Below are 24,029 nucleotides of genomic sequence, written 5' to 3' on the forward strand. Positions count from 1 at the left end.
ACGATGACCGAGGCCAGGCCCAGCAACTTCAGCGATCACCAGCTCGGCATCTACGCCGCCGGAATGTTCGCCCAGCAGACACCGTCGATCACCACCAACCTGGCGAGGCTGGAGGACCAGGCTGCCGAGAAGCTCTCGCCCGAGGCGCTCGGCTACATCGTCGCCAGCGCGGGCAGTGGCTCGACGGCGCGGGCGAACCGGGCCGCCTTCGACAGGTGGGCCATCACGCCGCGGATGCTGCGCAGCTCGGCCTCGCGTGATCATGCGTGCACCGTGCTCGGCACCGACATGCCTGCACCGCTGCTGATCGCGCCGGTGGGCATTCAGACTCTCGCCCATCCCGACGGTGAACTCGCGACGGTTCGCGCGGCTGCGGAACTCGGTGTGCCGTACATACATTCGACGCAGGCCTCGCATTCGTTCGAACAGATCGCCGAGGCGGGCGGAGATGCGCCGCGCTGGTATCAGTTGTACTGGCCGACGGACGAATCGGTACTGCTGAGCTTCCTGCAGCGTGCGAAGGACACCGGATTCACCACGTTGGTGCTGACGCTCGACACGACGTTGCTGGGCTGGCGGCCCGCCGATCTCGACCGCGGGTACCTCCCGTTCTTGGCGAACCTCGGCATCGAGAACTATCTGAGCGATCCGGCGTTCCAAGCCGGACTCGCTCAGCCCGTCGAGGAGAATCCCGTTGCAGCCGCGATGCATTGGGCGCAGATGTTCCCCAACCCGGGGCTGTCGTGGAAGAACCTGGCGTTCCTGCGCGAGCATTGGGACGGCCCGATCGTGCTCAAGGGCATCTGCACCGTCGGCGACGCCCGAGAAGCGGCCGCCCACGGAGTCGACGGCATCGTCGTCTCCAACCACGGCGGTCGTCAGATCGACGGTGCCAGGCCGTCTCTCGACGCATTGCCGTCCATCGTGGATGCGGTCGGTGACGAACTGACGGTCCTGTTCGATTCGGGTGTACGGACCGGCGCGGACATGGCCAAGGCGCTTGCGCTCGGTGCCGATGCGGTTCTTCTCGGCCGCCCGTTCCTGTACGGTCTCGCCCTCGGCGGGCAGGAGGGTGTTGCACACGTACTACGTTGCCTACTGGCCGAATTCGACTTGGTGACCAGCCTGTCCGGTCATACCGGCGCGGGCGAGCTCGGTCGCGACTCGATCGAGGCGTCCTGATGGAGTGGACGAAGCACGCGATCTGGTGGCACCTGTACCCGCTCGGCTTCACCGGTGCGCCGGTGCACGGATGGGACGGTGAATCCCAATCGGATCTGCACCGGCTGAACAGAATCGAGAAGTGGCTCGACTACGCCCTCGAACTCGGCGCGTCGGGCATCGCCCTCGGTCCGATCTTCGAGTCGGAGAAGCACGGCTACGACACTGTCGACTACTACCACGTCGACGGTCGGCTCGGCACCGACGAGGATATCGATTCGCTGATCGCTGCGGCGCATTCCCGCGGTCTGAAGGTGATGTTCGACGGCGTCTTCAACCATGTGGCGCAGAGCTTTCCGAAGTTCCGTGAGGCTCTGGCCGAGGGCCCGGACTCCGAGGCCGCGGGGTGGTTTCACCTCGACTGGTCCGGGGACGAGCCGACGCACCGCAACTTCGAGGGCCACGACGAATTGGTCGCACTCAACCACGAGAGCCCGCACGTGCAGCAGTACGTCGTGGACGTACTGTCGCATTGGCTGGACCGCGGCGTCGACGCCTGGCGACTCGACGCGGCCTACGCGGTACCGCCGCGTTTCTGGGCCGCGGTGCTGCCGAAGGTTCGCGAGAAGCATTCGGACGCACACTTTCTGGGCGAAGTCATCCACGGTGACTACGACCGGATCGTCTCGGCCTCCACGTTGGACTCGGTGACGCAGTACGAACTGTGGAAGGCGATCTGGAGTGGGCTGAGCGAGAAGAATTTCTTCGAGCTCTCGCATGCCCTCGAGCGCCACAACGGTTGGCTCGACGCCTTCGTGCCCGCCACGTTCGTGGGAAACCATGACGTCAATCGCATCGCCAGCGTCATCGAGGACGAGCGACATCTGCTGCACGCGTTGGTGGTTCTGTTCACCGTGGGCGGTATGCCGATGATCTACTACGGCGACGAGCAGGCGTTCCGCGGTATCAAGGAAGATCGGGTCGGCGGTGACGACGAGGTCCGTCCCGAATACCCCGACACCCCCGAGGATCTCGCCCCGTACGGCTGGCCCGTCTACCGAGTGCATCAGGAGCTGATCGCAGTTCGGCGTCGCAATCCGTGGTTGTACTCCGCGCGCACCGAGACGCTCGAGCTCACCAACACCGCGCTGCTCTACCGCGTGTACGCGGACGGCAATTCGATGACGGTGGCGCTCAATCTCGGCGACGACACGATCGACTACCCGGCCCAGGGCAGTGAAGTACTGGCCGGAGAAGCGAGCCTGAACGACGGACGGGTAAGCGTTCCAGCGCACGGCTGGGCTGTCATCGGCTGATCGCTGCATACGGTTGTATTCGGCTGTCTACGTCGAGCGTAAGAAAGCGGTAGAGAGACCTACAGGTACAGTCGACCGCGACACGGGGTGCCCGTCAGGGCTGAGATCACACCCGTCGAACCTGATCTGGTTAGGACCAGCGAAGGGAATGTCGTGATGTTTCGGTATTTCCTGTCCCTCGCGACGGTCCCGACCTCGAACGAGAGGCGGAGCGCATGAGACTCGACGAGCAGACAGTGTTGGTCACCGGGGGTGGACGCGGGCTGGGAGCAGCGATTGCCGCGGCGTTCGCCGGTGAGGGCGCACGTGTGGTGATCGACTACCGCACCAGCAAAGAGGCAGCGGAGGCGTTGGCGGACAGGCTCGGCGACCGTGCATTCGCGGTTCAGGGCGACGTGACCGACGAGAGCGCGGTGGCCTCGGTGTTCGACTCGGCCCGTGCGCATTTCGGCACCCCGATCACCACCGTCGTCAACAACGCACTGGCCGATTTCTCGTTCGACGGGGATGCTCGACCGAAGGCCGACACCATCACCTGGGAGCGGTTCGACGCTCAGCTGCGAGGCAGCGTTCGCGCGGCACTGCTCACCACGCAGGCGGCCTTGCCGGGAATGCGTGAGGCGGGCTTCGGTCGAATCATCAACGTGGGCACCAACTTGTTCCAGAATCCGGTGGTGCCGTACCACGACTACACCGCCTCCAAGGCCGCCCTGCTCTCACTGACGCGCACGTTGTCGGTGGACCTGGGCGCGGACAACATCACCGTCAACATGGTCTCGGGCGGACTGCTGCGCACCACCGACGCCAGTGCCGCGACCCCGGCCGAGGTGTTCGACTTCATCGCGGCCTCGACCCCGCTGCAACGCGTCACCACGCCCGAGGAGTTCGCCGATGCTCTGCTGTTCTTCGCCTCCCCGTGGGCGCGGTCGGTGACCGGTCAAAACCTCGTTGTCGACGGCGGTTTGGTCAAGAACTGACATGCACCTCAACGCGTTTCTGTACGGCTGCGGACATCACAGCGCAGCGTGGCGGCATCCCGATTCGCGAGTGGAGGACCTGGGCAACATCGCGTACCACGAGGAACTTGCGCAGCTGGCCGAACGGGGCAAGTTCGACGCGGTGTTCTTTGCCGACGGGCATTCCGTTCGGGATCCGGCCGGCGCCGGAACCTGGTTTCTCGAACCGATCACGGCGCTGTCGGCCATGGCCAGAGCGACCACCCACATCGGTCTGGTCACGACTGTGTCGTCGACGTTCTACACCCCGTTCCATGCCGCGCGCATGCTGGCGTCGTTGGATCACATCAGCGGCGGCCGGGCCGGCTGGAACGTCGTCACCTCCATGTTCGACGCCGAGGCGCGTAATCACGGAATGGACGCCATCCCGGCTCGCGAGGAGCGCTACGCACGCGCAGAAGAATTCGTCGATACTGCTCTGGCGCTGTGGGATTCGTGGGATGCCGATGCGTTGACGCTCGATCGAACGGGGATGTACGCCGACCCGGCCAAGGTGCACTCGATCGACCACGACGGCAAGCACTTCCGAGTCGACGGCCCGCTGACGGTACCGCGGTCGCCGCAGGGCAGGCCTGTGTTGTTCCAAGCCGGGGCGTCGGGCCCGGGCCGCGACCTGGCGGCGAAGTACGCCGAGGCGATCTACGCCGTCGCCTACGATCTCGTTGCCGCGCAAAGTTATTACGACGACGTGAAGGCGAGAATCGATGGAGCCGGTCGTGACAGTGCGGCAGTGGGCATCATGCCGGGTTTGGTGACGTACATCGGATCGACGATGGAGGAGGCTCACCGGAAGAAGGCCGAACTGGACGTCTTGCTGCCGACGGAACAATCCCTGGCGATGCTCTCGACGTTCACCGGACAGGATTGTGCTGCCTGGGAACTCGATGAACCCGTACCGCCGCTGCCACCTGCGGCCGAGTTCACGGGACCGCAGGGTCGGTACGAGACCATCCTGCGCATCGTCGAGAAGGACCGGCCCACCGTGCGTCAGTTGCTGGGCACCCTCGCGGCCGGTGGCGGGCACGCCACGATGATCGGCACACCGGATTCCATCGTCGACGAGATGGAATCGTGGATCGGCCGCGGTGCCGATGGATTCAACCTGATGTGCCCGCGCTACCCCGACTCACTCGCCGACTTCGTCGAACACGTGGTCCCGATCCTGCAGCAGCGCGGCCTCTTTCGATCCGAATACACGTCGTCAACGCTGCGCGGGCATCTGACCGGTTGACCTGAAGGTTCAGTCCAGCGAGTCGATGAATTCCCTCGTCAATCGGGCAATGTCGTCTGCATGGGAGATCGGCGACCAGTGTCCGGCCGGAATGTCGTTGCGCGTGAGGTTCTTCACCCACTTGCCGGTGTCGTCGTAGTGGTACGGCCGCACCGCGACGTCCTCGGTGTTGACGATGAGGTGCACCGGGATGTCGATGTATCGATCCCGCGGATTGGTCAGCAGCGGAATGATGTTGGCGCGGTACAGGTTGGTGCCGTTGGTTGCGTCCGACCACAGCGTGGGGTTCTGGGTGACAAGCTTCGGATCGACGCCCGAGAACTCCTGGAGGAATGCCGGCCAGCCCTTGGCGAACTGTCGCTTGATCCGCAGCGTCGACAGGCCGGGGATGTGGAAGGTGACGGTGTACCAGGACGCTCGCGTCTGGGCAAGGACCTGCTTGATGCCGGTGAGGGTGGGACGACGCAGGCGCGACTGCGACCACTTACCGAGGTGATCGAGGTTGGGTCCCGAAATCGATGTGTAGGAACGAATTCGGTCCTTCGCCTGCGGTTGAGCTGCCGCCTCCCATACCTCCACGGCACCCCAGTCGTGAGCGAGCACGTGAACGGGAGCGTCGGGGCTCACCGCATCGGCAACGGCATAGAAGTCCGCCGCCAACCGGGCCAACTTGTACGCCGACTGCTCGACGGGGACCGAGCTCTCGCCGGCTCCACGCGAGTCGTAGCTGATCACCCGAAAACGGTCTTCGAGTTGCGGCACGATGTGGCTCCACAGTTCGTGAGTATCGGGCCACCCGTGCACGAGGACGATGGGGTCCCCGTCGGGGTTTCCGCTCTCGAACACCGCCAACCGGATGCCTTCGTTGACGACCGTCGTACGAACTGCGTTGCTGCTCAATGTCTTTCCGTTCTATAGATCGAGTACGAGGCGGGCGCTTCGAGCACGCGAGACGCAGATGAGCATGTGGTCGCGCTGCTCTTCCGGGGTCAATCGCGATTCGAGGTGTTCGGGCTCGCCGGACAGCACACGCACCTTGCAGGTACCGCAGAAGCCCTGCTGGCACGAGTACGCGATATTGGGCTTCTGTTCCTTGACTGCGGTCAACACGGAGGCATCGGCAGCCACGTCGAGTACAGCGCCCGTGCTGATCAGCTGCACCTCGAACGGTGTGCCGTCGAGGATCGGCGGCGGGCCGAAGCGTTCGAAATGCAATGCGGTGGCGGCGCATTGGCGGAAGTCGCGGCGGACGGCGTCGAGCATGGGGGTAGGACCGCAGCAGTAGACGGCACCGCCTGCGGGTGCGCGCTCGAGCAATTCACCCTCGGTGGGGTACCCGTGCGCGTCGTCGGTACGGATCAACACGCGGTCCGATTCCCAGCTCTCGATCTCGTCGAGAAAAGGCATCGTGTCCCGGGAGCGACCACAGTAGACGAATTGCCAGTCCATCCCGAGAATCCGTGCGGCACGCACCATCGCGATGATGGGGGTGATGCCGATCCCGCCCGCCACGAACAGCGCACTGCCCTCGGCGACGAAGGGAAAACCGTTCCGTGGGCCGCGGACGGTGACCTCGGTGCCGGGCTCGAGTGCATGCATCTCGATGGATCCACCTGCGCCGGTGGGGATTCGGCGCACGGCGATCCGGTAGCAACTGCGGTCGGACGGATCGCCGCACAGCGAGTACTGCCGACGGCGACCCGACGGCAGATGTAGATCGAGGTGGCAGCCGGGATGCCAGGTCGGCAGCTGCTCCCCCGTCGGCGAGGCGAGGGTCAGAGCGGCGACGTTCTCGTCCTCGGCGATGATCTCGCGGTCGACGACCACCAACCGCAGCGCGGAATCGGGATTGTGGCCGGCTACCGCGTCGTCGTACTCCTTGCCGGCAGTCGCATGCATGTAGCCGTTGAGGAACGTTCCGAGCATCTGCATCGAGCGATCGGCGCGGGGGCGTCCGCGCAGATCCGGTGGCGCGTCCTTGGGTAACAGCCGCGGAACGCGACGCGTCGAGAGCTTCACCGCGCCGCAGCCTGCGCGGCCGGGGACGATGCCAGGTAGCGCACGGCCTGAGCTGTCGAGCCTTCCTGGCTCGGGTGATACGACTTCTTCAGGTAGCGAGACATACTGCGGCCGACGTGCGTCAGCGCCGGCAGAGTGCCGCGGCGAACCGACTTGCGCCACAAGGCAGAACGGGGCTTGCGGACCGACTTCGGGGCACTCTGCAGCTCGGGGTCGTTCTTCATCAGGAAGATGATGCCGCGCATCCAGATGTAGCCCATCAACGGAACGACCACGACGAACGTGCGCAGGCGACGTACCTCGCGCTTGTCGAAGTAACGAAGGGTGTCGTACGCGACCGAGCGGTGTTCCACTTCCTCGGCACCGTGCCACCGCAGCAGATCGAGCATCGTCGGATGGATTCCGGCGCGGTCGAGACCGTCGGCATTGAGTACCCAATCACCGAGGAACGCCGTCACGTGCTCGATGGCCGCGATGAGGGCCAGCCGCTCGACGAGGTTGTTCTTCGATCGCAGACTCGTCACCGAATCCGATCCGAGGACCTTGCCGAAGGCCCATTCCATCTGATCGGTGAACGGAGTGGGGTCGAGTCCGTTGTTCTGCAGATGCACGAGGACGCCGGTATGAGCCTCGGCGTGCACGGCTTCCTGCCCGATGAAGCCGATGACGTCGTCGCGCAGCTTCTCGTCGTCGATGTAGGGCAGGGCCTCTTTGAACGTGTCGACGAACCAGTGCTCGCCGGCCGGGAGTAGTAGATGCAGCACGTTGAGGACGTGCGTGGTGTACGGATCGCCGGGCACCCAGTGCATCGGCAGATCGCTCCAGTCGAACTTGACGTTCCTGGCCTGAAGCATCACTTCGCCCGGGTCCGATGCGACGGCGTTGCGCTCGTTCATCGAGTCGACCTCCTCCACGTCCGCGATGTGGCCGCTGCCACAGTGCGCGACTTAGTATAAACACCGGTTACAGGTAAAAGGAACCGTGTCGGTGGACAGTGAGAGACTCCTGTGATGACCGACCCCTCCCCAGCGGCTGTTCCCCCGAGCAGCGTGCCCGTGGCCTGGCCCACCGAGTGGCCCGTCGATGTGCGTCGAATCGCGGACGCCACAGTCGATGCCCTTGCTGCTGTCGTGGCGCAGGATCCGATCGCGTTCGACGAGGCCGTCGAACTGTTGGACCGCTCGGACGCGGCCAAGGCCGGGAACGTGCATGCGGAGATGGTACGGAGTTTGCTCGAAGAGGTATACAGCGATGGCTTGACCGGGGAGAACGTCCAGGAAGTACTCGGCCGAACCGTCCGCGGAGCCGAGTGGCTTCCGAGCGTGGACATCGCCGGATTCGTCGAAGTGCTCACCGGCGCGCTGGGTGTGACGGACGTCGACGAACAGTCACGTTCGCGGCCGCGGCCCGCACATGCCCTGTTGGTGGTGGCGGATCTGCTCGCAGTTCGTCGAAGCCGCGCCGAGACGTATGTGCGCCGCGCACTGGCCGAAATCCACCGCGCGCAGACGGTGGAGATGCCCTAGTGAGATCTTCGCCTGTATTGCTTGGACGCTAGAGAGGCGAAGAAAGCCCTACCAACGCGAGGGGTGTGTCGAGCTCGCAGTTGTGCAGGCAATGAGGGCGTTTTGGCCTACACAACTGCGAACTCGGCACTGGGTTGGGGCTATCGATGCAGCAGATTGGCCCCGGCGACGATGGCCCGGATCGACGACAGGGTTGCGTCGGGCTCGATGGACATCGACCATTCGCGGCGACCGTCGTGCTCGGCCAGGACGAAGGTGGCGGTCTCGTCGCCGATGCGCTGTTGGTGGAACGAGAGGATCTCGATGCGGAATCCGGCGTCGTGGAGCATCGATGTCAACGCCTCGATCGGTCCGTATGTTGTTGCGGCACAAGCGAAAATGGTGTCACCGATACCGAAGGTGGCGTCGAACGACATCTTGCCCCCGGTGGCCCCAGTGCCGGACCAGGAGCCCAGCCGAAGAGGGCCGGTGGTGGGCGAGAAGCGGTCGACGAAGGCCGCCCACGACATGTGTTGCCCGGAGATCTCGTCGCGCATCGTGCGCGGCAGGGCGCAGCCGAAACGGGCATGGAACGGATCGGTGGCGTAGGTGGAAGCAAGTGAATTCATGAGGGTGGTCCTGGCGAATGTGAAGGGAGGACCGAGAGAGCACGACGACCCGCAGCGAGGGGTCGGTCCGAATCAGACCCCGCTACGGCGGCGTACTACGAGAATGCGCTTCACGGAGCCGACAGTAGCCCCGGCCTCGGGCGTCCCGCAAGTATCGAACGAATACGGATCTCTAGGACACGAGCTAGATGTCCGCATATATCGCACGATTCGTTGTAACTTTGGCCCCATGGACCCCGTGCGTAACCCTTACGCTCCCGGCGCAGGCCAGCGCCCACCCGAGCTCGCCGGTCGAAAGAAGCAGCTCGACGCCTTCGACGTCGTCCTCGAACGCATCACCCGCGGCAGACCGGAACGCAGCGTCGTGCTCACTGGGCTGCGCGGCGTCGGCAAGACGGTGCTGCTCAACCACCTCCGATCCGCGGCCATCGCGCGCGGCTGGGGCACCGGCAAGATCGAAGCTCGCCCCGACCAGGAACTGCGCCGGCCCCTGTCGTCGGCGCTGCACATGGCGGTACGCGGCATTGCGGCCTCGCATCGAGACCCCGAACGCGTCGACGAGTTTCTCGGCGTCCTCAAGGCCTTCGCGCTGCGCGCCACCGCGGACAAGGGGATGCGCGAGCGGTGGCAACCGGGCATCGACGTCCCGGCGAAGACCGGCCGCGCCGACTCCGGTGACATCGAGATCGACCTCGTCGAACTGCTGCTCGACGCCTCCGCGCTGGCCGGGGACGTAGGTGTGGGTATCGCCATCTTCATCGACGAGATGCAGGACCTCGGTCCCGCAGACATCTCCGCACTGTGCGCGGCCTGCCACGAACTCAGTCAGGACACCGCGCCGCTGATCATCGTCGGGGCCGGACTACCGCACCTACCGGCTGTGTTGTCGGCATCCAAGAGTTACTCCGAGCGCCTGTTCAGCTACCACCGAATCGGCAGGCTCGAGCGAGCCGCAGCAGATCTCGCGTTGATCGCGCCGGCCGACCGCGAGGACGTCGAATTCACCCCCGAGGCACTCGACGCGCTCTACGCAGCCGCCGACGGTTACCCCTACTTCGTGCAGGCCTACGGCAAAGCGACGTGGGATCTCGCCGCCGACAGCCCGATTTCCTCCGAGGACGTGCGTGTTGCCGCTCCGACGGCTGAGGAGGAACTGGCCGTCGGATTCTTCGGTTCGCGCTACGAACGCGCGACACCCGCCGAACGTGAATACATGCGAGCGATGGCCGAACTGTCGGTGGACGACGGTTCGGTGCCGACTTCGGCCGTCGCCACCGAGCTCAAACGCAAGCCGGCATCACTGTCGCCTGCCCGGGACGGCTTGATCAAGAAGGGCCTGATCTACTCGGCCGAGCGCGGCACGATCGCGTTCACGGTGCCGCATTTCGGGCGCTACCTGAGAGCACAAACCGACGAGCCCGCCGCGGTCTGAGGCGTCGACGCTACGACTGCGCTCGCGCCCCGGTCAGCTTCTCGAGGCGACGGACCGCGGTGCGATCGGTGCGGTCGACGTTGACGAGGCTCGGGTTGCCGTCGTAGAAGTCCATCAGGCGCTGATCCATCACCTTGCGCCACAAGGGCGGAACCATCGCGCAGAAGATCATCACCGCGTATCCGGCCGGGAGTTGCGGAGACTCGTCGACGGTTCGTAGTGCTTGGTAGCGGCGTACCGGATTCGCGTGATGGTCGCTGTGGCGTTGCAGGTGGTATAGAAACAGGTTGCTCCACAGGTGATCGCTGTTCCAGCTGTCGCGGTGCGAGGGCTTGGCGTAGCGACCGTCCGGACGCCTGGTGCGCATCAGGCCGTAGTGCTCGAGGTAGTTGGCCGCCTCGTACAGGACGATGGCGATGGCGGCCTGAATCAGTAGGTACGGCAACACGATCCAACCGAACACTGCGATCAGTGCCCCGAACAGAACGATGCTCATCGCGGCCGCGTTGAAAAGGTTGTTTCGCAGCGTCCACGGTGACGAGCCCGACCGCGCGAGTCGACGGGTTTCGAGATCCCAGGCCGAATGCAGACCGTGGAACATCGTGCGTGGCAGAAACTTCCAGAACGATTCACCGAATTTCGCCGACGCCGGATCCTCGGGGGTGGCGACGCGCAGATGGTGGCCGTGGTTGTGCTCGACGTAGAAGTGGCCGTACAGCGTCTGCGCCAGAGTGACTTTGGAGAGCCACCGCTCGACGTTCTCGCGCTTGTGCCCCAGTTCGTGCGCGGCATTGATGCCGACGCCGCCGACGACTCCCACGGTGACGGCCAGGCCGATCCTCTCCGGTGTGCCGAGTGGGCCGTGGGCCCACAGGTAACACGCGGCCACCAGGCCGGCGTATTGCAGCGGCAGGAAGAGGTAGACGCACCACCGGTAGTACTTGTCTTTGTCGAGTGCTGCGAGAGCCTCGTCGGGTGGATTGCTGCGATCGACGCCCGCGAACTTGTCGACCAGGGGCAGCGCGATGCCCATGATCATCAGCCCGAGTGCCCAGAATGCGCCGGGTCCGAGGAGTGACACCAAGCCCCACGCCAGGAACGGGCTCAGCGGAATCGTCAGGCCGAGCGGCCAGAGATAACGCTTGGGATCGCGCCACGTCGGCGAGGCCCCTGCGGCGTCCTTGTCGGGCATGCGTGAACTCACTCCTGATCTTCGAGGCTGCCCACGCGGTACGAGGGGGTGCGGTGGTGGTCTGTCACAAGTACATCGCCACGCCTCTGAGGATAGTTACCTAGACGAATCTGTGGGGTTCGAGCGATGGGCCGTCGAAGGCGTCGCGGTCCTTGTACGGTGACCGAATGCAGCATGTCGAGTCGTCGTTCGCCGGGGTACACGGAACTCGTATCGTCTACGACGTCTGGACCCCGGACGCCGCCGCCGATAATTCCCCTACCGGCGTTCTGGTGCTGGCCCATGGCCTGGCCGAGCACGCAGGACGGTACCGACACGTGATCGAGCGGCTCGGCTCGCTCGGCCTCGTCGTCTACGCACCCGACCACCGCGGGCACGGGCGATCCGGCGGCAAGCGAGTCTCCTTGGCGAAATGGTCGGACTTCACCGACGACCTGCACACACTGTTCTCGATCGCGGCTGAGGAGCACCCCGGCAGCCGCACCTTCCTCCTCGGACACAGCATGGGCGGTGCCATCGCACTGTCCTACGCCCTCGACCATCAGGGTGATCTGGACGCACTGATGCTGTCCGGGCCTGCGGTCAACCCGTCCGTGGGCCAGCCGAAAGCGTTGGTCGCGGTGGGTGCAGTACTCGGCAGGTTCCTGCCGTCGCTGCCGGTGCTGAAACTCGACCCCAACGACGTCTCCCGCGACAAGGCCGTCGTCGACGCCTATGTCGCCGATCCGCTGGGCTATCACGGCAGCGTCACGGCCGGGCTCGCTGCAGCGTTGTTGCAGGAGAGTCGTACGTATCCCGCCAGATTGCCGTCGCTGACCATTCCGGTGTTGCTGCAGCACGGAACCGCGGACCGGTTGGCCGACGTCTCGGGCAGCGAGCTGATCGCCGAACTGGCGGGATCCGAGGACCTGACCTTGAAAACCTACGACGGGCTGTTCCACGAAGTCTTCAACGAGCCGGAGCAGGAACGCGTGCTCGACGACCTGATCACGTGGTTACGGCCGCGGGTCGGCGGCGGGGCTGTAAGTTCCTGACGGGTCCAGCGGAAGAACGGGGTTACGACCATGGCCAGACGAGCGCTCGTATTGGGCGGCGGCGGTGTAGCGGGCATTGCGTGGCAGACAGGCGTCCTTCTGGGACTGGCCGAGGCCGGGGCCGATGTCAGCGACGCCGAGATGTTGCTCGGAACGTCGGCCGGTTCTTCGGTGGCCGCTCAGATCTCGAGCGGCACCCCGGTATCGGAGTTCTTCGAGCGTCAGGCGGACGAGTCCAAGCAGGACAACGAGCCGCACGCCGAGGCCACCATCGACGAGCTCGTCACCATGTTGGCCCGAGCAGCCCAGAACTCGGACGGCAGTGCGCTGGACACCCGCAGACGTATCGGTGCCGAAGCTTTGGCGACAGCAACGATCAGCGAACGGGAACGACGAGCCATCATCGCCCGTCGACTGACGACGCACTCGTGGCCCGACCGCGATCTGCGGATCGTCACCGTGGACGCCCTGACGGGACGCCATCGAGTACTGGACCGGGGATCGGGCGTCGAGCTCATCGACGCCGTGGCCGCGAGTTGCGCTATCCCGGGCATGTGGCCGCCGGTGACGATCGGCGATCACCGCTACGTCGACGGCGGTATCCGTGCGAGCGAGAACGCCGATCTGGCGGTGGGTTTCGAGAAGGTGCTGGTGCTCAAGGTCGGTGCACTCGACCTGGAAGGCGACCCCTTCGAGGTCGAACGGGGAAAATTGGTCAAGGGCGGCTCGAAGGTGGAAGTGATCGTTCCCGACGCGGCTTCGTCGGCTGCGATCGGACCCGACCCCACCGACATCGCCGTACGCGCAGCGGCGGCAACAGCGGGCCGGGCGCAGGGCACCGCCATCGCCGAGCGTATCGCGGAATTCTGGGTGGGCTGAGACCCGCGAACGGGACTCAGCCGAACAGGGCCGCGCCGTTGCTCCAGCACACGGCGCGAACCCACTCGTCGCCGAGTCCGAGACGGCTCACCGCCTGCAGCGCGTCCAGGTAGGGGTACGGGATGTTCGGGAAGTCGCTCCCGAACAGAATGCGATCCTGCAGGTCCAGCAGCCGCGGCATCTCGTGCCGGGGAAACGGCGCAGCGGCTTCGGAGAAATCCGTGAAGGCCATGGTGGTGTCCAGGCGTACGTTCTCGTATCGATCGGCCAGATCGAGAAAATCGATGTACTCGGGCATGCCCATGTGCGCGACGATCAGCGGTAGCGTCGGAAACCGCTGCAGCAGAGCGGCGATCGGCTCGGGGCCGGTATACGAGCCGGGTGCCGGTCCGGAGCCGCAGTGGATGACCACCGGAATCTGCGCATCCGAAATGGTGCCCCAGACGCCGTCGAGCAGCGGGTCGTTGGGCGAGTAGTTCCCGACCTGGATGTGCGACTTGAAGATTCGGGTTCCGTTCGTCACCGCCTGCTCGACGTACTGCGTGGCTCCGTCCTCGGGATAGAACGTGGCAGTCTGCAGGCAATCGGGGGTGCGAGCCGCGAAGTCGGCACCCCAGGAGTTCAGCCAGGCCGCCATGGCAGGTTTGTGCGGGTAGATCATCGACGTGAATCGCCGCACGCCGAACCCTCGAATCACCTGCAGCCGCCGGTCTTCGGCGAAGCGGTACGAGATGGGCCAGACGCTGCCCGTCAGCGGGCCTGCGCTGTCGAAGTAGCTCCATACTTTGTCCATTACGTTCTTCGGCATGAAGTGCGTGTGGACGTCGAACAGGCCGGGCAGCGCCAGCTCGGTCCAGAACGCGACGATGCGTTCGGTCTCCGCCGCCAGTTCGGCGTCGGAGCGAGGGTGCTCAGCGTGCGACATGCGCGTCGAACCACTCGAGGGTCTTGGTCCACGCGTCGCCTGCGGCTGCGGCATCGAACACGGCAGGGCGGTCGTCGCAGTGAAAGCCGTGCTTGCCGTGGGGGTATCGGGTGATCTCGGTGCCGACGGGTGCCGTGGCGGTGATCTCCCGCAGTGTCTCGACGTCCTGGAACGGAATGCCCTCATCCAGATCTCCGAAGAAGCCGTGCCACGGTGTCTGGAGGGCGTCGCCCACCGAGGCCATCGCGGGATAACCGAAGCGGCCCTTCGTGATTCCGCCACCGTAGAACGTGGCGGCCGCACCGAGTTGCCGTCGAACCGCGGTGTGGAAGGCCACGGTCCCGCCCATGCAGAAGCCGACGATCGCGATGGACGAGGGCTCGAACCCCAGTTCGGCCAGCGCACTCGCCGCCGCGTCCACGTCGGAGTCCACCTCGTCCGCCTCGAGTTTCCCGACGGCCGCCATGGCGGAATCCATGTCCGAGTAGTCGAGCACGCTCACCCCCTCCTGCCGGTGGAACAGATGCGGAGCCACGGCTACCCAGCCTGCGGCCGCGACCCGATTGCAGACGTCGACGATGTGGTCGGTGACCCCGAAGGCTTCTTGGATGACGATGACGCCGCCGCGGGCGGTGCCGTCGGGCGAGACGACGGTGAGGGGAGTGGTGTTCACCCCTCGATTGGAGCACATCACCAGGAGTGGATGCCGGTAGCGGCGGTGAGTACAGCAGTTTTGTACCGTGGCAGGCAGGGAACGATCCCGACCGAGAGGACACTTCATGCGCGCGGTACAGATCTCCAGTCTCGACGGACCCGATTCGGTGACCGTTGCCGATATCGACGAACCCACCGCGCGTGACGGGTCGGTGGTCATCGAGGTCAGGGCCGCGGGCGTCGCGTTTCCCGACGCGTTGCTCACCCGTGGGCTGTACCAGTACAAGCCCGAGTTGCCGTTCGTTCCGGGCAGCGAAATCGCCGGCATCGTGCGGTCGGCTCCGGCGGATTCCGGCTTCTCGGCCGGAGATCGCGTGGCAGCGTTGACGGGGCTCAGCGACGGTATGGCAGAAGTCGCCGTCGTCTCGCCCGACACAGTGTTCGCGTTGCCCGAGTCCGTGTCGCTCACTGCGGGCGCAGGCTTGCTGTTCAACGATCTGACGGTGCACTTCGCGTTGCGCGAGCGCGGCCGCTTGGCGCAGGGCGAGACGGTGTTGGTGCACGGCGCGGCGGGCGGGATCGGAACCTCCGCTCTGCGAATGGCTCCGGTGCTCGGGGCAGCACGGGTGATCGCAGTGGTGAGCTCGGAAGCAAAGGCAGACATCGCGCGAGCCGCCGGAGCCACCGACGTCGTACTGGTCGACGGCTGGAAGGACGCGGTCAAGGAGCTGACCGGCGGCCGTGGCGTCGACGTGGTCGTCGATCCGGTGGGCGGGGACCGATTCACCGACAGCATCCGTTCGCTCGCGCCGTCGGGCCGAATCCTGGTGCTGGGCTTCACCGGTGGCGAGATCCCGACCGTCAAGGTCAACCGGTTGCTGCTGAACAACGTCGATGTCGTCGGCGTCGGGTGGGGTGCGTGGTGGATGACGCGCCCCGGCTACCTGGCCACTCAGTGGGCCGAGATCGAGCCGCTGCTCGCGGACGGTTCGCTCGTGGCTCCCGAGCCGTCCGTCTTCCCCGTCTCCGACGCGGCAGCAGCGATCGCCTCGCTCGAAAACCGAACGGCAGCAGGGAAAGTGGTTCTCGACTTCAGTCTGTGATCGGGTGCGCGGGCTGTCGGATCACTCCGGCAGCTCGATGCCCCGTGCCTCGGACAGCGCCGCGATCTCGGCGGGAAAGACGTTCTTGAACACGAACGGGTCGGTGCCCAACGCCCAGTTCGGTGCGAGTTCGATGGCATACCTCTCGAAGTAGCCGAGCTGCTTGGCCACCAGGATCAGCTCCTCGGGGCTCGACGTCTTGTACTGCTTGCCCATGCCCACCAACGCCCGGATGAAGTCCGCCAGGCTGAAGTGGGCGAGGGTGGCCGAGAGCATCGGCGCGAACACCGACTGCAGAATCGCGCCGACTTCGGCGTCCGAACCCATCTGCGGGGCAACGATTCCCAGACGTTTGACGGTACCGGCGAGGCGGGTGAAGTCGCCGTCGATCACCGTGGCGTGGAAGAGGTCGAGCAACAACGCGCGCCACTGCTCGTCCACCTCGCCCATGACGCCGAAGTCGAGAAAGGCCACTCTGCCATCGTCGAGCACCCAGACGTTTCCCGCGTGCACGTCGCCGTGGAACAGGCCGTGCAGTACCAGGGCCTCCATCCAGACCTTGGCGGCACGGCGAACGATCAGCTCCGATTGCTCACCGGGCCGGTACCGGTCCAGCGGCGAGCCGTGCATGCGTTCCATGCAGATCACGCGTCCACCGCAGTAGTCGAGAAACACCTCGGGTGCGGTGACGTGCTTGTTGTCGCCGAATGCCCCGATTGCACTGCGAAAGCTGTGCTGGCGCTTGGCTTCCACTGCGCTGTCGAGTTCTGCGAACGTCGCGGCGTGCAGGTCGACGATGATGGCCGACGCATTGGCCGTGGCGAAGAACGGAATGAACTTCTCGAGACCGCGCGCGATGAGATACGCGATTCGCAGGTCGATTTTCATGCGGTGGTAGATGCCTCGCCGCTGCACCTTCATGACCACTTCGCGGCCGTCGTCGCGGCGCACACACAGGTGCACCTGGGCGACCGACGCCGACGAGAGCGGTACGTCGTCGAACGAGGAGAACAACTCGTCGACGCTCCGGCCCAGGTCTGCCTCGATCACCGCGCGAGCCTGCGACCCGGGAAACGGCGGCACCTCGTCCAGGCATCGCAGACAGGTGTCGGCGAGGACCTTGGGAAACAGTCCGGGCGACGAACCCATCAGTTGCCCCACCTTGACGAAGGTGGGGCCGAGCACGAAGAACGCGTCGACGACGGCCTTGGAGGCGTGAACCGGCCAGCCGCGCCGCGGCGCACGAACCCAGCGGCCGATGGCGATGAACTGAAAGTACGTCAGCACCGACCCGATCACGATGAGTCGCAACAACTCTCGTATCCCGAAGGTCTTCAGCTCGGGTGCCGGCTTGGGCGTCGTGTCGTCAGGTGTCATGCGTGCACTCCCGCCGACACGCGTGCGGCCGAGGCTTCGAGTCGGGCCAGCACCCGGTCGAATCGTGTGGCATCGTCGAAAGCCCTCGCCAGCACCAACGCCCCCTGAATTCCGGCGACGATCTCTTCGGCCAGCTCGGCCGCCGAGTCTCCGTGTCCGAGCCGCTGCAGCACCGGAGTGAGTGCCTCGATCCACTGGGTGAAATGCGCGGCGACACGGCTGGAGAAGGTGGCACGCTCGAGCCCGAGCGTGAACGCGCCGAACAGGCACACCAGGCGATTGGATCGAAAATAGCGGGCGGTCTGCTCGAACATGTCGTGGGTCGTCGACGCCGCGTCGTCTCCGTGCCGCAGCGGCTCGAAGACGTTGTGGTGGAACCACAGCTCGACGTCGTCGAGGACTGCCTCGGCCATTTCCTGCTTTCCCCGCGGAAAGTAGTGGTAGAGACTGCCTTTGCCGAGTCCGGTGCATCTGCTGATGACCGCGAGGGACGACCCGTCGAACCCGTGGTCGCGGAACACTCCTGCGAGTATCGGCACCACGTCGTGGCGATCGCTCATGAGCCGGTACTGTACCAATCGGTACAAGCCCGGTGCATCGGGGTCGCCGGGAGTGGAGCCTGCGGAATGACCCATCGGGTATCGGGCAGTGAATACTGCAGTGGTGAAGCGATCCACAGTTCTGGCCGCCGCGGCGTTTCTGGTCGGTGGGTGTACCTACCTCGCTGCCGAAGCGATTTCGGCGCGCGGCTGGACCGACCGACCGTACAGCTACGCGCGCAACAACATCAGTGACCTCGGGATTCCGGACATCTCACCGTGGCACCCGGTGATGAACACCGGCTTTGTGGTCGACGGCACGCTGTTCGTTCTTGCCGGCCTCGGATTGTCGGTGTTGTTCGAGGGTCGAGCGCGCTGGATCGTGCTGGGCACGTCGCTCGTGCACGGCATCGGCAGCATCGTGGTCGGGCTCGCGCATGCTTCGGTCGACGGAGCATCGACTCCGCATGCAGCGGGCGCGGGTATGGCGATCATCGGTGGAAACCTGGTGCTCCTGGCTGCAGGCCGGTACGGCGGACGCGTCGGCGCACCTCGGTGGTACACGGCGGCCAGCGCCGTCGCCGGTGTCGCGGGGCTGGCCGGTTTCGCATTGTTTCTCGCCGATACCGGCATCCTCGGCGGTGGAGCGTTCGAGCGGATTTCCGTCTACACCATCATCGGATGGGAGATCGTCACCGGTGCAGCACTTCTCGCGCGGGCCCGGCTATCGAAAGTTCGGTGATTCCTTGGCGAGGAAGGCCCGTACGCCCTCTCGGCCGTCGGCCGACTCGAAGGCTTCCTCGAACACCGGCAGTGCGCGTCGTGCCGGTTCGTGTGGTGACTGCCCGAACGTGAGCGCGAGAGCTCGTTTGTTCGCGTGCACGGCCGAGCGGGACTTCGCGGCCAGCACGTGTGCCAGGTCCAGTGCCATCGACAAGGACCCACCGCGTGGAGCCACCCTGTTGATCAGACCCCATTCCAGAGCGGTCTCGGCAGAGATGGGCTCGCCGAGCAACACCAGTTCGGCTGCGCGCGACTGACCCACCCGCCGCAACGCACGCATGGTCCCGCCACTGCTGGGGACGAGCCCCAGATCGATCTCGGGCAAGCCGAGGCGGGCACCCGCGTCGGCGACGACGAGATCGCAGCACAGCGCCATCTCGAGCCCACCGCCCAGGGCGAAGCCGTCGATCGCTGCGACCGTCGGGAGCGGTAGGTCGGCCAGTAATTCGAGGGTCGCGTTCTCGACATTGCTCTTGCGTTCGAGGACGTCGCCTGCCGCCTGCATCGCGGGCATTTCGGAGATGTCCGAACCGGCACTGAACACCCGGTCGCCGGTGAGCACGACGGCCCGGACGGAGGAGTTGTCGGCCAGCTCGCGAAGCATCGCCCGCAGACGTCGCGTCGCAGGCTGGGTCAAGGCGTTCACCGGAGGGTTGCTCAGCGTGATCTGTGCGACCGCCTGGTGTGGAAAAGACAGGACGGGTGACGACTCGGTGGGCATGAAAGAACCGTAGAGCGTTGACCTGGCGATTGGGAGTCTGCCACGACGGCATGTACCGTGGGTATCACCCGACGCGGGGTGGAGCAGCTCGGTAGCTCGCTGGGCTCATAACCCAGAGGTCGCAGGTTCAAATCCTGTCCCCGCTACTACGAAGATCAGGTCCGGCACCGATGGTGCCGGGCCTGATTTCTTTTCTGGGTTCGCCGGACTGGCTCCGGTCAGGGCTGAAGTCTGAATTGCACGACGGCCGTGACGTTTTCGATCGCGTCGTCGAGTGCCTTCAAGCGCGACGGGGCGTCCGGTGCCGACAGGATGTCGAGTCGGTCGGACTGGCCCATCGGGATCAACGAGGCCAGTGACCAGATCTTCTCGGCGGCCGAAATCGGGAGGCTCAGAAAATCCGGAACGCCCGGCGTCACGATGTCCCCGGAGGATTCGAGCCGACCGATCAGCTCGTACAGATCCTCGACCTTGGCCCAGGTGGCGGCGAATTGCGTGTCGGCGATGACGGCATCGACGTCTGCGTCGGGCCATGCGCGAACGTCGGCCAGTGGGTAGGGGTCGTCCGGGAGCCACGCGTCGATGCGGATCCGTTCGCCGCCGACGCATTCGAGCAGATACCTGCCGTCTCCGATGGCCTCGTGACCGATGATGTGGGCGATCGTCGCCACGTCGTGTCGTACGTCGCCGCCGCCTGCCTCGTGCCCCCGGGCAATGAGAACGACGCCGAAACGGGGATCGTCCATCTTCAGACAGTCCTGTACCAGTGCCTGGTATCGCGGCTCGAAGATGTGCAACGGGAGACGTTCGCCCGGTAGCAACACGCTGCCGAGCGGGAACATCGGGATGACGCTCACGGGCGCTGGAGCGGCATGGCTGCCGGGGTGATCTCCGTCGGCGCGCTGTGGTCCGCGTCGCTCGAGTCGGTGTGGTTGGCGGCCAAGAACTCGTCCAGCAGCCGGAAGAAGAAGTCCGGCTCGTCGAGCTGCGGGAAGTGGCCGGCGTCGGGAAAGATCTCGACGCGACTGTTGGGTACCTCGCGTCGGATGTTGTCCGCGTGCTTGGCGGGAATCATGCGGTCCTTGCCGCCCCAGATCAGCAGCGAGGGAATGGACTCGAACTTCTCGAAATGCTGCTTGGCGCTGACGGTTTGGCCGCGAGGACCCACGACGGCCCGCGTCGACGCCAGAAATGCCTCCCGCGTCGACCGGTCTGCGACCGATCGGAACGAGCGCCAGGTCTCGGCCATGCTGGGGCCGGGCTCTACCGGAACCCCCCACTTGCCCAGTCGAGCCAGCACTCCTTCGGTGTTCCTGCGGAACCAATCCGAGGCCAACATCGGAAGCACCAGTTCGCTGCCGGGTAGCGTCGCGGCCTTGAGTAGCAGGCTCACCTCCGGGCCGAGTCCACCGCTGCTGACCAGCACGAGGCGATCGACCCGTTCGGGAAAGAGGTACGTCATCTGCATGACGATGCCGCCGCCGAGCGAGTGGCCGACCAGTGGTGCCGAGTCGATGTTCAGGTACTCCATCAGGTCGCGGATGGTGGCCGCGTGCGAACTGAGCGAATAGTCGCCGGACGGTTTGTCGGAGTCACCGTGCCCGAACAGGTCGGGTGCGATCACCCGATACCGGTCCGACAGTCGCTCGATCTGCGGGCCCCAGGACTTGTGCGATCCGAGCAGCCCGTGGACGAGAATCACGGGCGGCCCGTCGCCGATATCGACGTACCGCAAGACGTCCTTGTGTAGTTCCACCGACTGCAGTTCGTACGATGCGCTCATGGTCGACCTCCCTGTCTCGGTTCGGGCCGGTGGCTCGGCTAATTAGCCGTCCGGCACAAACGTACAAGCTGTGCCGCCACCGCGACAGGCCGTCGCGGGTGATATTCCCAGTCAGCGCGCGTTGTCGACGGTGTCGTCGATGATGTCGGCCAGTTCCTTCGCCATCGGTCCGCGCAACATGTTCGCGTGGTGGCCGGTGATATCGACGAATGTCAGCTCGCCGTGAGCGACTGCTCGCCACGACCGGAGGTCCTTGACGTTCTCGGTGGTGCGAACCACAGTCATCGACCCCGACCACGGAGTCGGCACATGCTTGTTCAACGCCACGTACCCGATGCTGGCGAACACCAACCATTCCATGGTCGTCGGATACCGCAGCAGCCCAGCGAATTGCATACGCAGCCACAGCGCGGCCGTACCGACACGGCCCAGATGGAAGCCGGCGTCTTCTCTGGTCGGTGCAGGCGGCGCTGCCGGGACAGACGTACCCCCGGGAAGCCGGTCCAGGAGATGACGGAACAGCCGGGTGTCGAGAAGTAGCAGATGCGGGGTACCGACGCCGGAATCTCTGATCTTCTCTGCCATCGCGATGGCGATCCAGCCGCCGAGCGAGTGGCCGACAAGATGGAACGGGCCGTCGGGGGCCACCGTGCGGATCGCGTCGACATACCGTGCCGCGGTGGCTCTGATGGTCCGGTCCGGTCGCCCGCGTGTGCCTCGGCCGTGTGCCTGCAGGGCATAGACGGGACGGTCGGCGTCGAGGTGCTTGACCAGATCGAGAAACGCCATCGCGCCCACGCCGGCACCACCGATCAGGAAGATCGGAGCTCCGGTACCCCCGGTGCGCAGCGGGACCAGAACGTCGTGGACACCGGACGAGCGCCGACGTGCGGCGGCGGTGTCGCGAAGCCGAGCGTCGACGGTGGACGCCAGCGTTCGCACGGTGGTCGACGCGAACACGTCCTGCGGATCGAGTTCGATCTTCAGGTTCTCGCGCAAGTGGGCGAGCATCGCCGTCATGGTCAGCGAGTTGCCACCGAGTTCGAGGAAATCCTCGTCCCGCCCGATGGCGTCCAGTCCGAGTGCAGTGCGAGCGGCCTCCGCGACGATGTATTCGGTGGGGCCGACCGCGGTGCGTTCGACGCGTCGGTCGGACGGCTCGGGCAGTGCTCTGCGGTCGATCTTGCCGCGTTCGTTGCGGGGCATGGCGTCGAGCGCAACGATGTGGGTGGGCACCATCCATTCCGGCAGGGTTCGGCGCAGGGCGGCCCTGATGTCGGCCTGGCTCGCCCGGACGGCCCGGTCGGAGCAGATGTACGCGACGAGGTCGGTATCGGCGCCGGATCTCCTGCCGATCACCACGGCATCATCGATGTTCGGCAGCGCGCGCAGTGCCGCCTCCACCTCGGCCGGTTCGACGAGGTAGCCGCGTACCTTGACTGCGTCGTCGATACGCCCGGCGAGCTGCAATGTTCCGTCCTCATCGAACCGGCCCAGGTCGCCGGTGCGATACCGGAACAGGCCGTCGCCGAGGGCAGCGAATTTCTCCGAGTCCACGCCGACATCCTCGAGATAGCCGTCGGCCAGGCACGCCGACGTGACGCGCACCTCGCCGATGACGTCGGGTTCGCACGGGGAGCCGTCGGCAGCAACGACCTCGACGAGCTTTCCTGCGACGGGAGTGCCCGCGGGTAGAAAGCCGGACGGCAACGCACGGTCGAGGGGGTACTCGCTGAACGCGACGGCCCCGGCCTCGGTGGTCGCGTACCAATTGACGAGTGTGGCGCGGTTGGCGGAAGCCAGGCGGAAGCGGCGCGCGTCGTCGGCGTGCAGTGATTCTCCGTAGGTGGTGACGACGCGCAGCGTGGGTACGGTGACCTGGCCCGCGACGGCGCGCAGCAGCGACGACGAGCAGTGCAACGTGGTCAGCGAGTGGTCCGCTACCCACTCTGCGATGCTGCCGACCGTGCCGGATCGAGGGTCACGGCAATGAACGGTGGCACCGCTGAGCAGCCCGGCGAACAGGGTGTTCAGGCCCGCGCCGAAACTGACGGGAAGGGCATCGCCGACGCGATCGTGGGAGCCCAACCCCAGCGCGGTGGACACCTCGTACGCCTTGGTCAGGCACATGCGATGACTGAGTACGACGCCTTTGGGCGTACCGGTGGATCCGGACGTGTAGTTGATCACCGCGGTGTGGCCGCCCGAGACCGTCGGCAGCGGAACGCAGGAATCGACCGCTGTGTCTACGGTCGCCGAATCGAGGATCGAGGCCTTGGCCTGTTCGACGATGCGGTCGCGGCGCTCATGGGGGAGTTGCGGATCCAGCGGAACCAATGGATGGCCTGCGGCGATGACGGCCAGCATCAGCACGATCGAGTCGACCGACGCGTCCGCCTCGACGGCGAGGGGCCGGTGATCGGACGGGCGCAGGGCAGCGATCTTGCGTGCCTGCGAGTACACGCGATGCAGCAACTCGTCGAAGGTCAAGGACGTCCCCGCCGCGTGCAACGCGGCCGCGTCCGGCATGGCGTGCGCTACCTCGCGGTAGCGCGCCATCAGCGTGTCGCGGCCGTCGGGACGACACAGCGGGGCGAGCGCGGATCGTGCCGGTACAGGACCCGTCGACACAGCTCGGCTCGACACGGATACCGTCGGCACAGATCGGGTCGGCGCGTAGGCGTCCTGAATCGTCATGATTCTCCTTGCACGAGCCCGACCCGCGAGGTA

Annotated in this window: 23 protein-coding genes, 1 tRNA gene and 1 riboswitch; of the genes, 11 read left to right on the forward strand and 13 right to left on the reverse strand. The window is 65.6% G+C overall.

Features of this window, described 5'->3' with window-relative positions; all coding sequences use genetic code 11:
- Positions 1-3 precede the first annotated feature (3 nt).
- From K414_RS0106330 to K414_RS0106350, 4 genes are all read left to right on the forward strand, one after another.
- Complete coding sequence (locus K414_RS0106330; protein WP_027495180.1) at positions 4-1,182, forward strand: alpha-hydroxy-acid oxidizing protein; 1,179 nt, start codon at positions 4-6, stop codon at positions 1,180-1,182.
- Positions 1,182-2,477 carry an alpha-amylase family glycosyl hydrolase gene (locus K414_RS0106335; protein WP_027495181.1) on the forward strand — a complete coding sequence of 432 codons (1,296 nt, stop codon included), beginning with the start codon at positions 1,182-1,184 and terminating at the stop codon, positions 2,475-2,477. Before K414_RS0106330 ends, K414_RS0106335 begins: the two co-directional genes overlap by 1 nt.
- A gap of 73 nt (positions 2,478-2,550) precedes the next feature.
- Positions 2,551-2,643: riboswitch (TPP riboswitch) on the forward strand.
- A gap of 49 nt (positions 2,644-2,692) precedes the next feature.
- Complete coding sequence (locus K414_RS0106345; protein ID WP_027495182.1) at positions 2,693-3,454, forward strand: 3-oxoacyl-ACP reductase; 762 nt, start codon at positions 2,693-2,695, stop codon at positions 3,452-3,454.
- Position 3,455: 1 nt separating this feature from the next.
- Positions 3,456-4,724, forward strand: coding sequence for an LLM class flavin-dependent oxidoreductase (locus K414_RS0106350; RefSeq protein ID WP_037218949.1), 1,269 nt, complete (start codon positions 3,456-3,458; stop codon positions 4,722-4,724).
- Between the two features lie 9 nt (positions 4,725-4,733).
- Here K414_RS0106350 and K414_RS0106355 read toward each other — a convergent pair whose 3' ends face one another.
- The 3 genes from K414_RS0106355 to K414_RS0106365 form a co-directional block, all read right to left on the reverse strand.
- The gene (locus K414_RS0106355) at positions 4,734-5,624 is read right to left on the reverse strand and encodes an alpha/beta fold hydrolase (RefSeq protein ID WP_027495184.1); all 891 of its coding nucleotides are present in this window, start codon (positions 5,622-5,624) and stop codon (positions 4,734-4,736) included.
- 12 nt (positions 5,625-5,636) lie between these two features.
- Positions 5,637-6,656 (reverse strand): PDR/VanB family oxidoreductase, encoded by a 1,020-nt coding sequence (locus tag K414_RS0106360; RefSeq protein ID WP_237606445.1) that lies wholly within the window; start codon positions 6,654-6,656, stop codon positions 5,637-5,639.
- Positions 6,657-6,739: 83 nt separating this feature from the next.
- Entirely contained in the window at positions 6,740-7,639 is a 900-nt protein-coding gene (locus K414_RS0106365) for a metal-dependent hydrolase (protein WP_027495186.1), read from the reverse strand.
- A gap of 114 nt (positions 7,640-7,753) precedes the next feature.
- Here K414_RS0106365 and K414_RS0106370 point away from each other — a divergent pair, with 114 nt between their 5' ends.
- Complete coding sequence (locus K414_RS0106370; RefSeq protein WP_051364965.1) at positions 7,754-8,269, forward strand: hypothetical protein; 516 nt, start codon at positions 7,754-7,756, stop codon at positions 8,267-8,269.
- Between the two features lie 140 nt (positions 8,270-8,409).
- On the opposite strand, the gene K414_RS0106375 is transcribed toward K414_RS0106370, so the two are convergent.
- Positions 8,410-8,877: a 2-isopropylmalate synthase gene (locus tag K414_RS0106375; protein ID WP_027495188.1), complete on the reverse strand. Its 468-nt coding sequence runs from the start codon at positions 8,875-8,877 to the stop codon at positions 8,410-8,412.
- A gap of 229 nt (positions 8,878-9,106) precedes the next feature.
- Between K414_RS0106375 and K414_RS0106380 the strand changes: the two genes are divergently transcribed.
- Positions 9,107-10,309, forward strand: coding sequence for an ATP-binding protein (locus tag K414_RS0106380; protein WP_027495189.1), 1,203 nt, complete (start codon positions 9,107-9,109; stop codon positions 10,307-10,309).
- Between the two features lie 10 nt (positions 10,310-10,319).
- Here the strand turns inward: K414_RS0106380 and K414_RS26190 are convergent, their stop codons facing one another.
- Positions 10,320-11,501, reverse strand: coding sequence for an alkane 1-monooxygenase (locus tag K414_RS26190; RefSeq protein WP_051364966.1), 1,182 nt, complete (start codon positions 11,499-11,501; stop codon positions 10,320-10,322).
- 167 nt (positions 11,502-11,668) lie between these two features.
- Here K414_RS26190 and K414_RS0106390 point away from each other — a divergent pair, with 167 nt between their 5' ends.
- Both K414_RS0106390 and K414_RS0106395 read left to right on the forward strand, forming a co-directional pair.
- Entirely contained in the window at positions 11,669-12,535 is an 867-nt protein-coding gene (locus K414_RS0106390; protein WP_027495190.1) for an alpha/beta hydrolase, read from the forward strand.
- A 30-nt stretch (positions 12,536-12,565) separates the two neighbouring features.
- The gene (locus K414_RS0106395) at positions 12,566-13,414 is read left to right on the forward strand and encodes a patatin-like phospholipase family protein (RefSeq protein WP_027495191.1); all 849 of its coding nucleotides are present in this window, start codon (positions 12,566-12,568) and stop codon (positions 13,412-13,414) included.
- A 16-nt stretch (positions 13,415-13,430) separates the two neighbouring features.
- On the opposite strand, the gene K414_RS0106400 is transcribed toward K414_RS0106395, so the two are convergent.
- Together K414_RS0106400 and K414_RS0106405 are read right to left on the reverse strand one after the other, a co-directional pair.
- Positions 13,431-14,339, reverse strand: a complete 909-nt coding sequence (locus tag K414_RS0106400) for an amidohydrolase family protein (protein ID WP_202595050.1) — start codon at positions 14,337-14,339, stop codon at positions 13,431-13,433.
- On the reverse strand, positions 14,326-15,012 hold the full coding sequence (locus K414_RS0106405) for a dienelactone hydrolase family protein (RefSeq protein WP_237606144.1): 687 nt from the start codon (positions 15,010-15,012) through the stop codon (positions 14,326-14,328). The genes K414_RS0106400 and K414_RS0106405 overlap by 14 nt, the downstream gene beginning before the upstream one ends.
- A gap of 106 nt (positions 15,013-15,118) precedes the next feature.
- On the opposite strand from K414_RS0106405, the gene K414_RS0106410 reads away from it, so the two are divergent.
- Entirely contained in the window at positions 15,119-16,096 is a 978-nt protein-coding gene (locus K414_RS0106410; RefSeq protein ID WP_027495194.1) for an NADPH:quinone oxidoreductase family protein, read from the forward strand.
- A gap of 21 nt (positions 16,097-16,117) precedes the next feature.
- Here the strand turns inward: K414_RS0106410 and K414_RS0106415 are convergent, their stop codons facing one another.
- Both K414_RS0106415 and K414_RS0106420 read right to left on the reverse strand, forming a co-directional pair.
- Positions 16,118-17,473 carry an AarF/UbiB family protein gene (locus K414_RS0106415; protein ID WP_027495195.1) on the reverse strand — a complete coding sequence of 452 codons (1,356 nt, stop codon included), beginning with the start codon at positions 17,471-17,473 and terminating at the stop codon, positions 16,118-16,120.
- Positions 17,470-18,033, reverse strand: a complete 564-nt coding sequence (locus tag K414_RS0106420; RefSeq protein WP_045841613.1) for a TetR/AcrR family transcriptional regulator — start codon at positions 18,031-18,033, stop codon at positions 17,470-17,472. Before K414_RS0106420 ends, K414_RS0106415 begins: the two co-directional genes overlap by 4 nt.
- A gap of 103 nt (positions 18,034-18,136) precedes the next feature.
- On the opposite strand from K414_RS0106420, the gene K414_RS0106425 reads away from it, so the two are divergent.
- Positions 18,137-18,754, forward strand: coding sequence for a DUF998 domain-containing protein (locus tag K414_RS0106425; RefSeq protein WP_027495197.1), 618 nt, complete (start codon positions 18,137-18,139; stop codon positions 18,752-18,754).
- On the opposite strand, the gene K414_RS0106430 is transcribed toward K414_RS0106425, so the two are convergent.
- Entirely contained in the window at positions 18,737-19,516 is a 780-nt protein-coding gene (locus K414_RS0106430) for an enoyl-CoA hydratase-related protein (RefSeq protein WP_027495198.1), read from the reverse strand. The two genes, K414_RS0106425 and K414_RS0106430, sit on opposite strands and share 18 nt — an antisense overlap.
- Before the next feature lie 72 nt (positions 19,517-19,588).
- Between K414_RS0106430 and K414_RS0106435 the strand changes: the two genes are divergently transcribed.
- A tRNA-Met gene (locus K414_RS0106435) sits at positions 19,589-19,662 on the forward strand.
- A 72-nt stretch (positions 19,663-19,734) separates the two neighbouring features.
- On the opposite strand, the gene K414_RS0106440 is transcribed toward K414_RS0106435, so the two are convergent.
- The 3 genes from K414_RS0106440 to K414_RS0106450 form a co-directional block, all read right to left on the reverse strand.
- Positions 19,735-20,373, reverse strand: a complete 639-nt coding sequence (locus tag K414_RS0106440; RefSeq protein WP_027495199.1) for an LON peptidase substrate-binding domain-containing protein — start codon at positions 20,371-20,373, stop codon at positions 19,735-19,737.
- The gene (locus K414_RS0106445; protein WP_027495200.1) at positions 20,370-21,299 is read right to left on the reverse strand and encodes an alpha/beta fold hydrolase; all 930 of its coding nucleotides are present in this window, start codon (positions 21,297-21,299) and stop codon (positions 20,370-20,372) included. Before K414_RS0106445 ends, K414_RS0106440 begins: the two co-directional genes overlap by 4 nt.
- A gap of 111 nt (positions 21,300-21,410) precedes the next feature.
- Positions 21,411-23,996: an alpha/beta fold hydrolase gene (locus K414_RS0106450; protein WP_081701542.1), complete on the reverse strand. Its 2,586-nt coding sequence runs from the start codon at positions 23,994-23,996 to the stop codon at positions 21,411-21,413.
- Positions 23,997-24,029: the final 33 nt, after the last annotated feature.

This window comes from Rhodococcus sp. JG-3, from assembly GCF_000482405.1.
In the GTDB taxonomy this organism is placed as follows: Bacteria; Actinomycetota; Actinomycetes; order Mycobacteriales; family Mycobacteriaceae; genus Rhodococcoides; species Rhodococcoides fascians.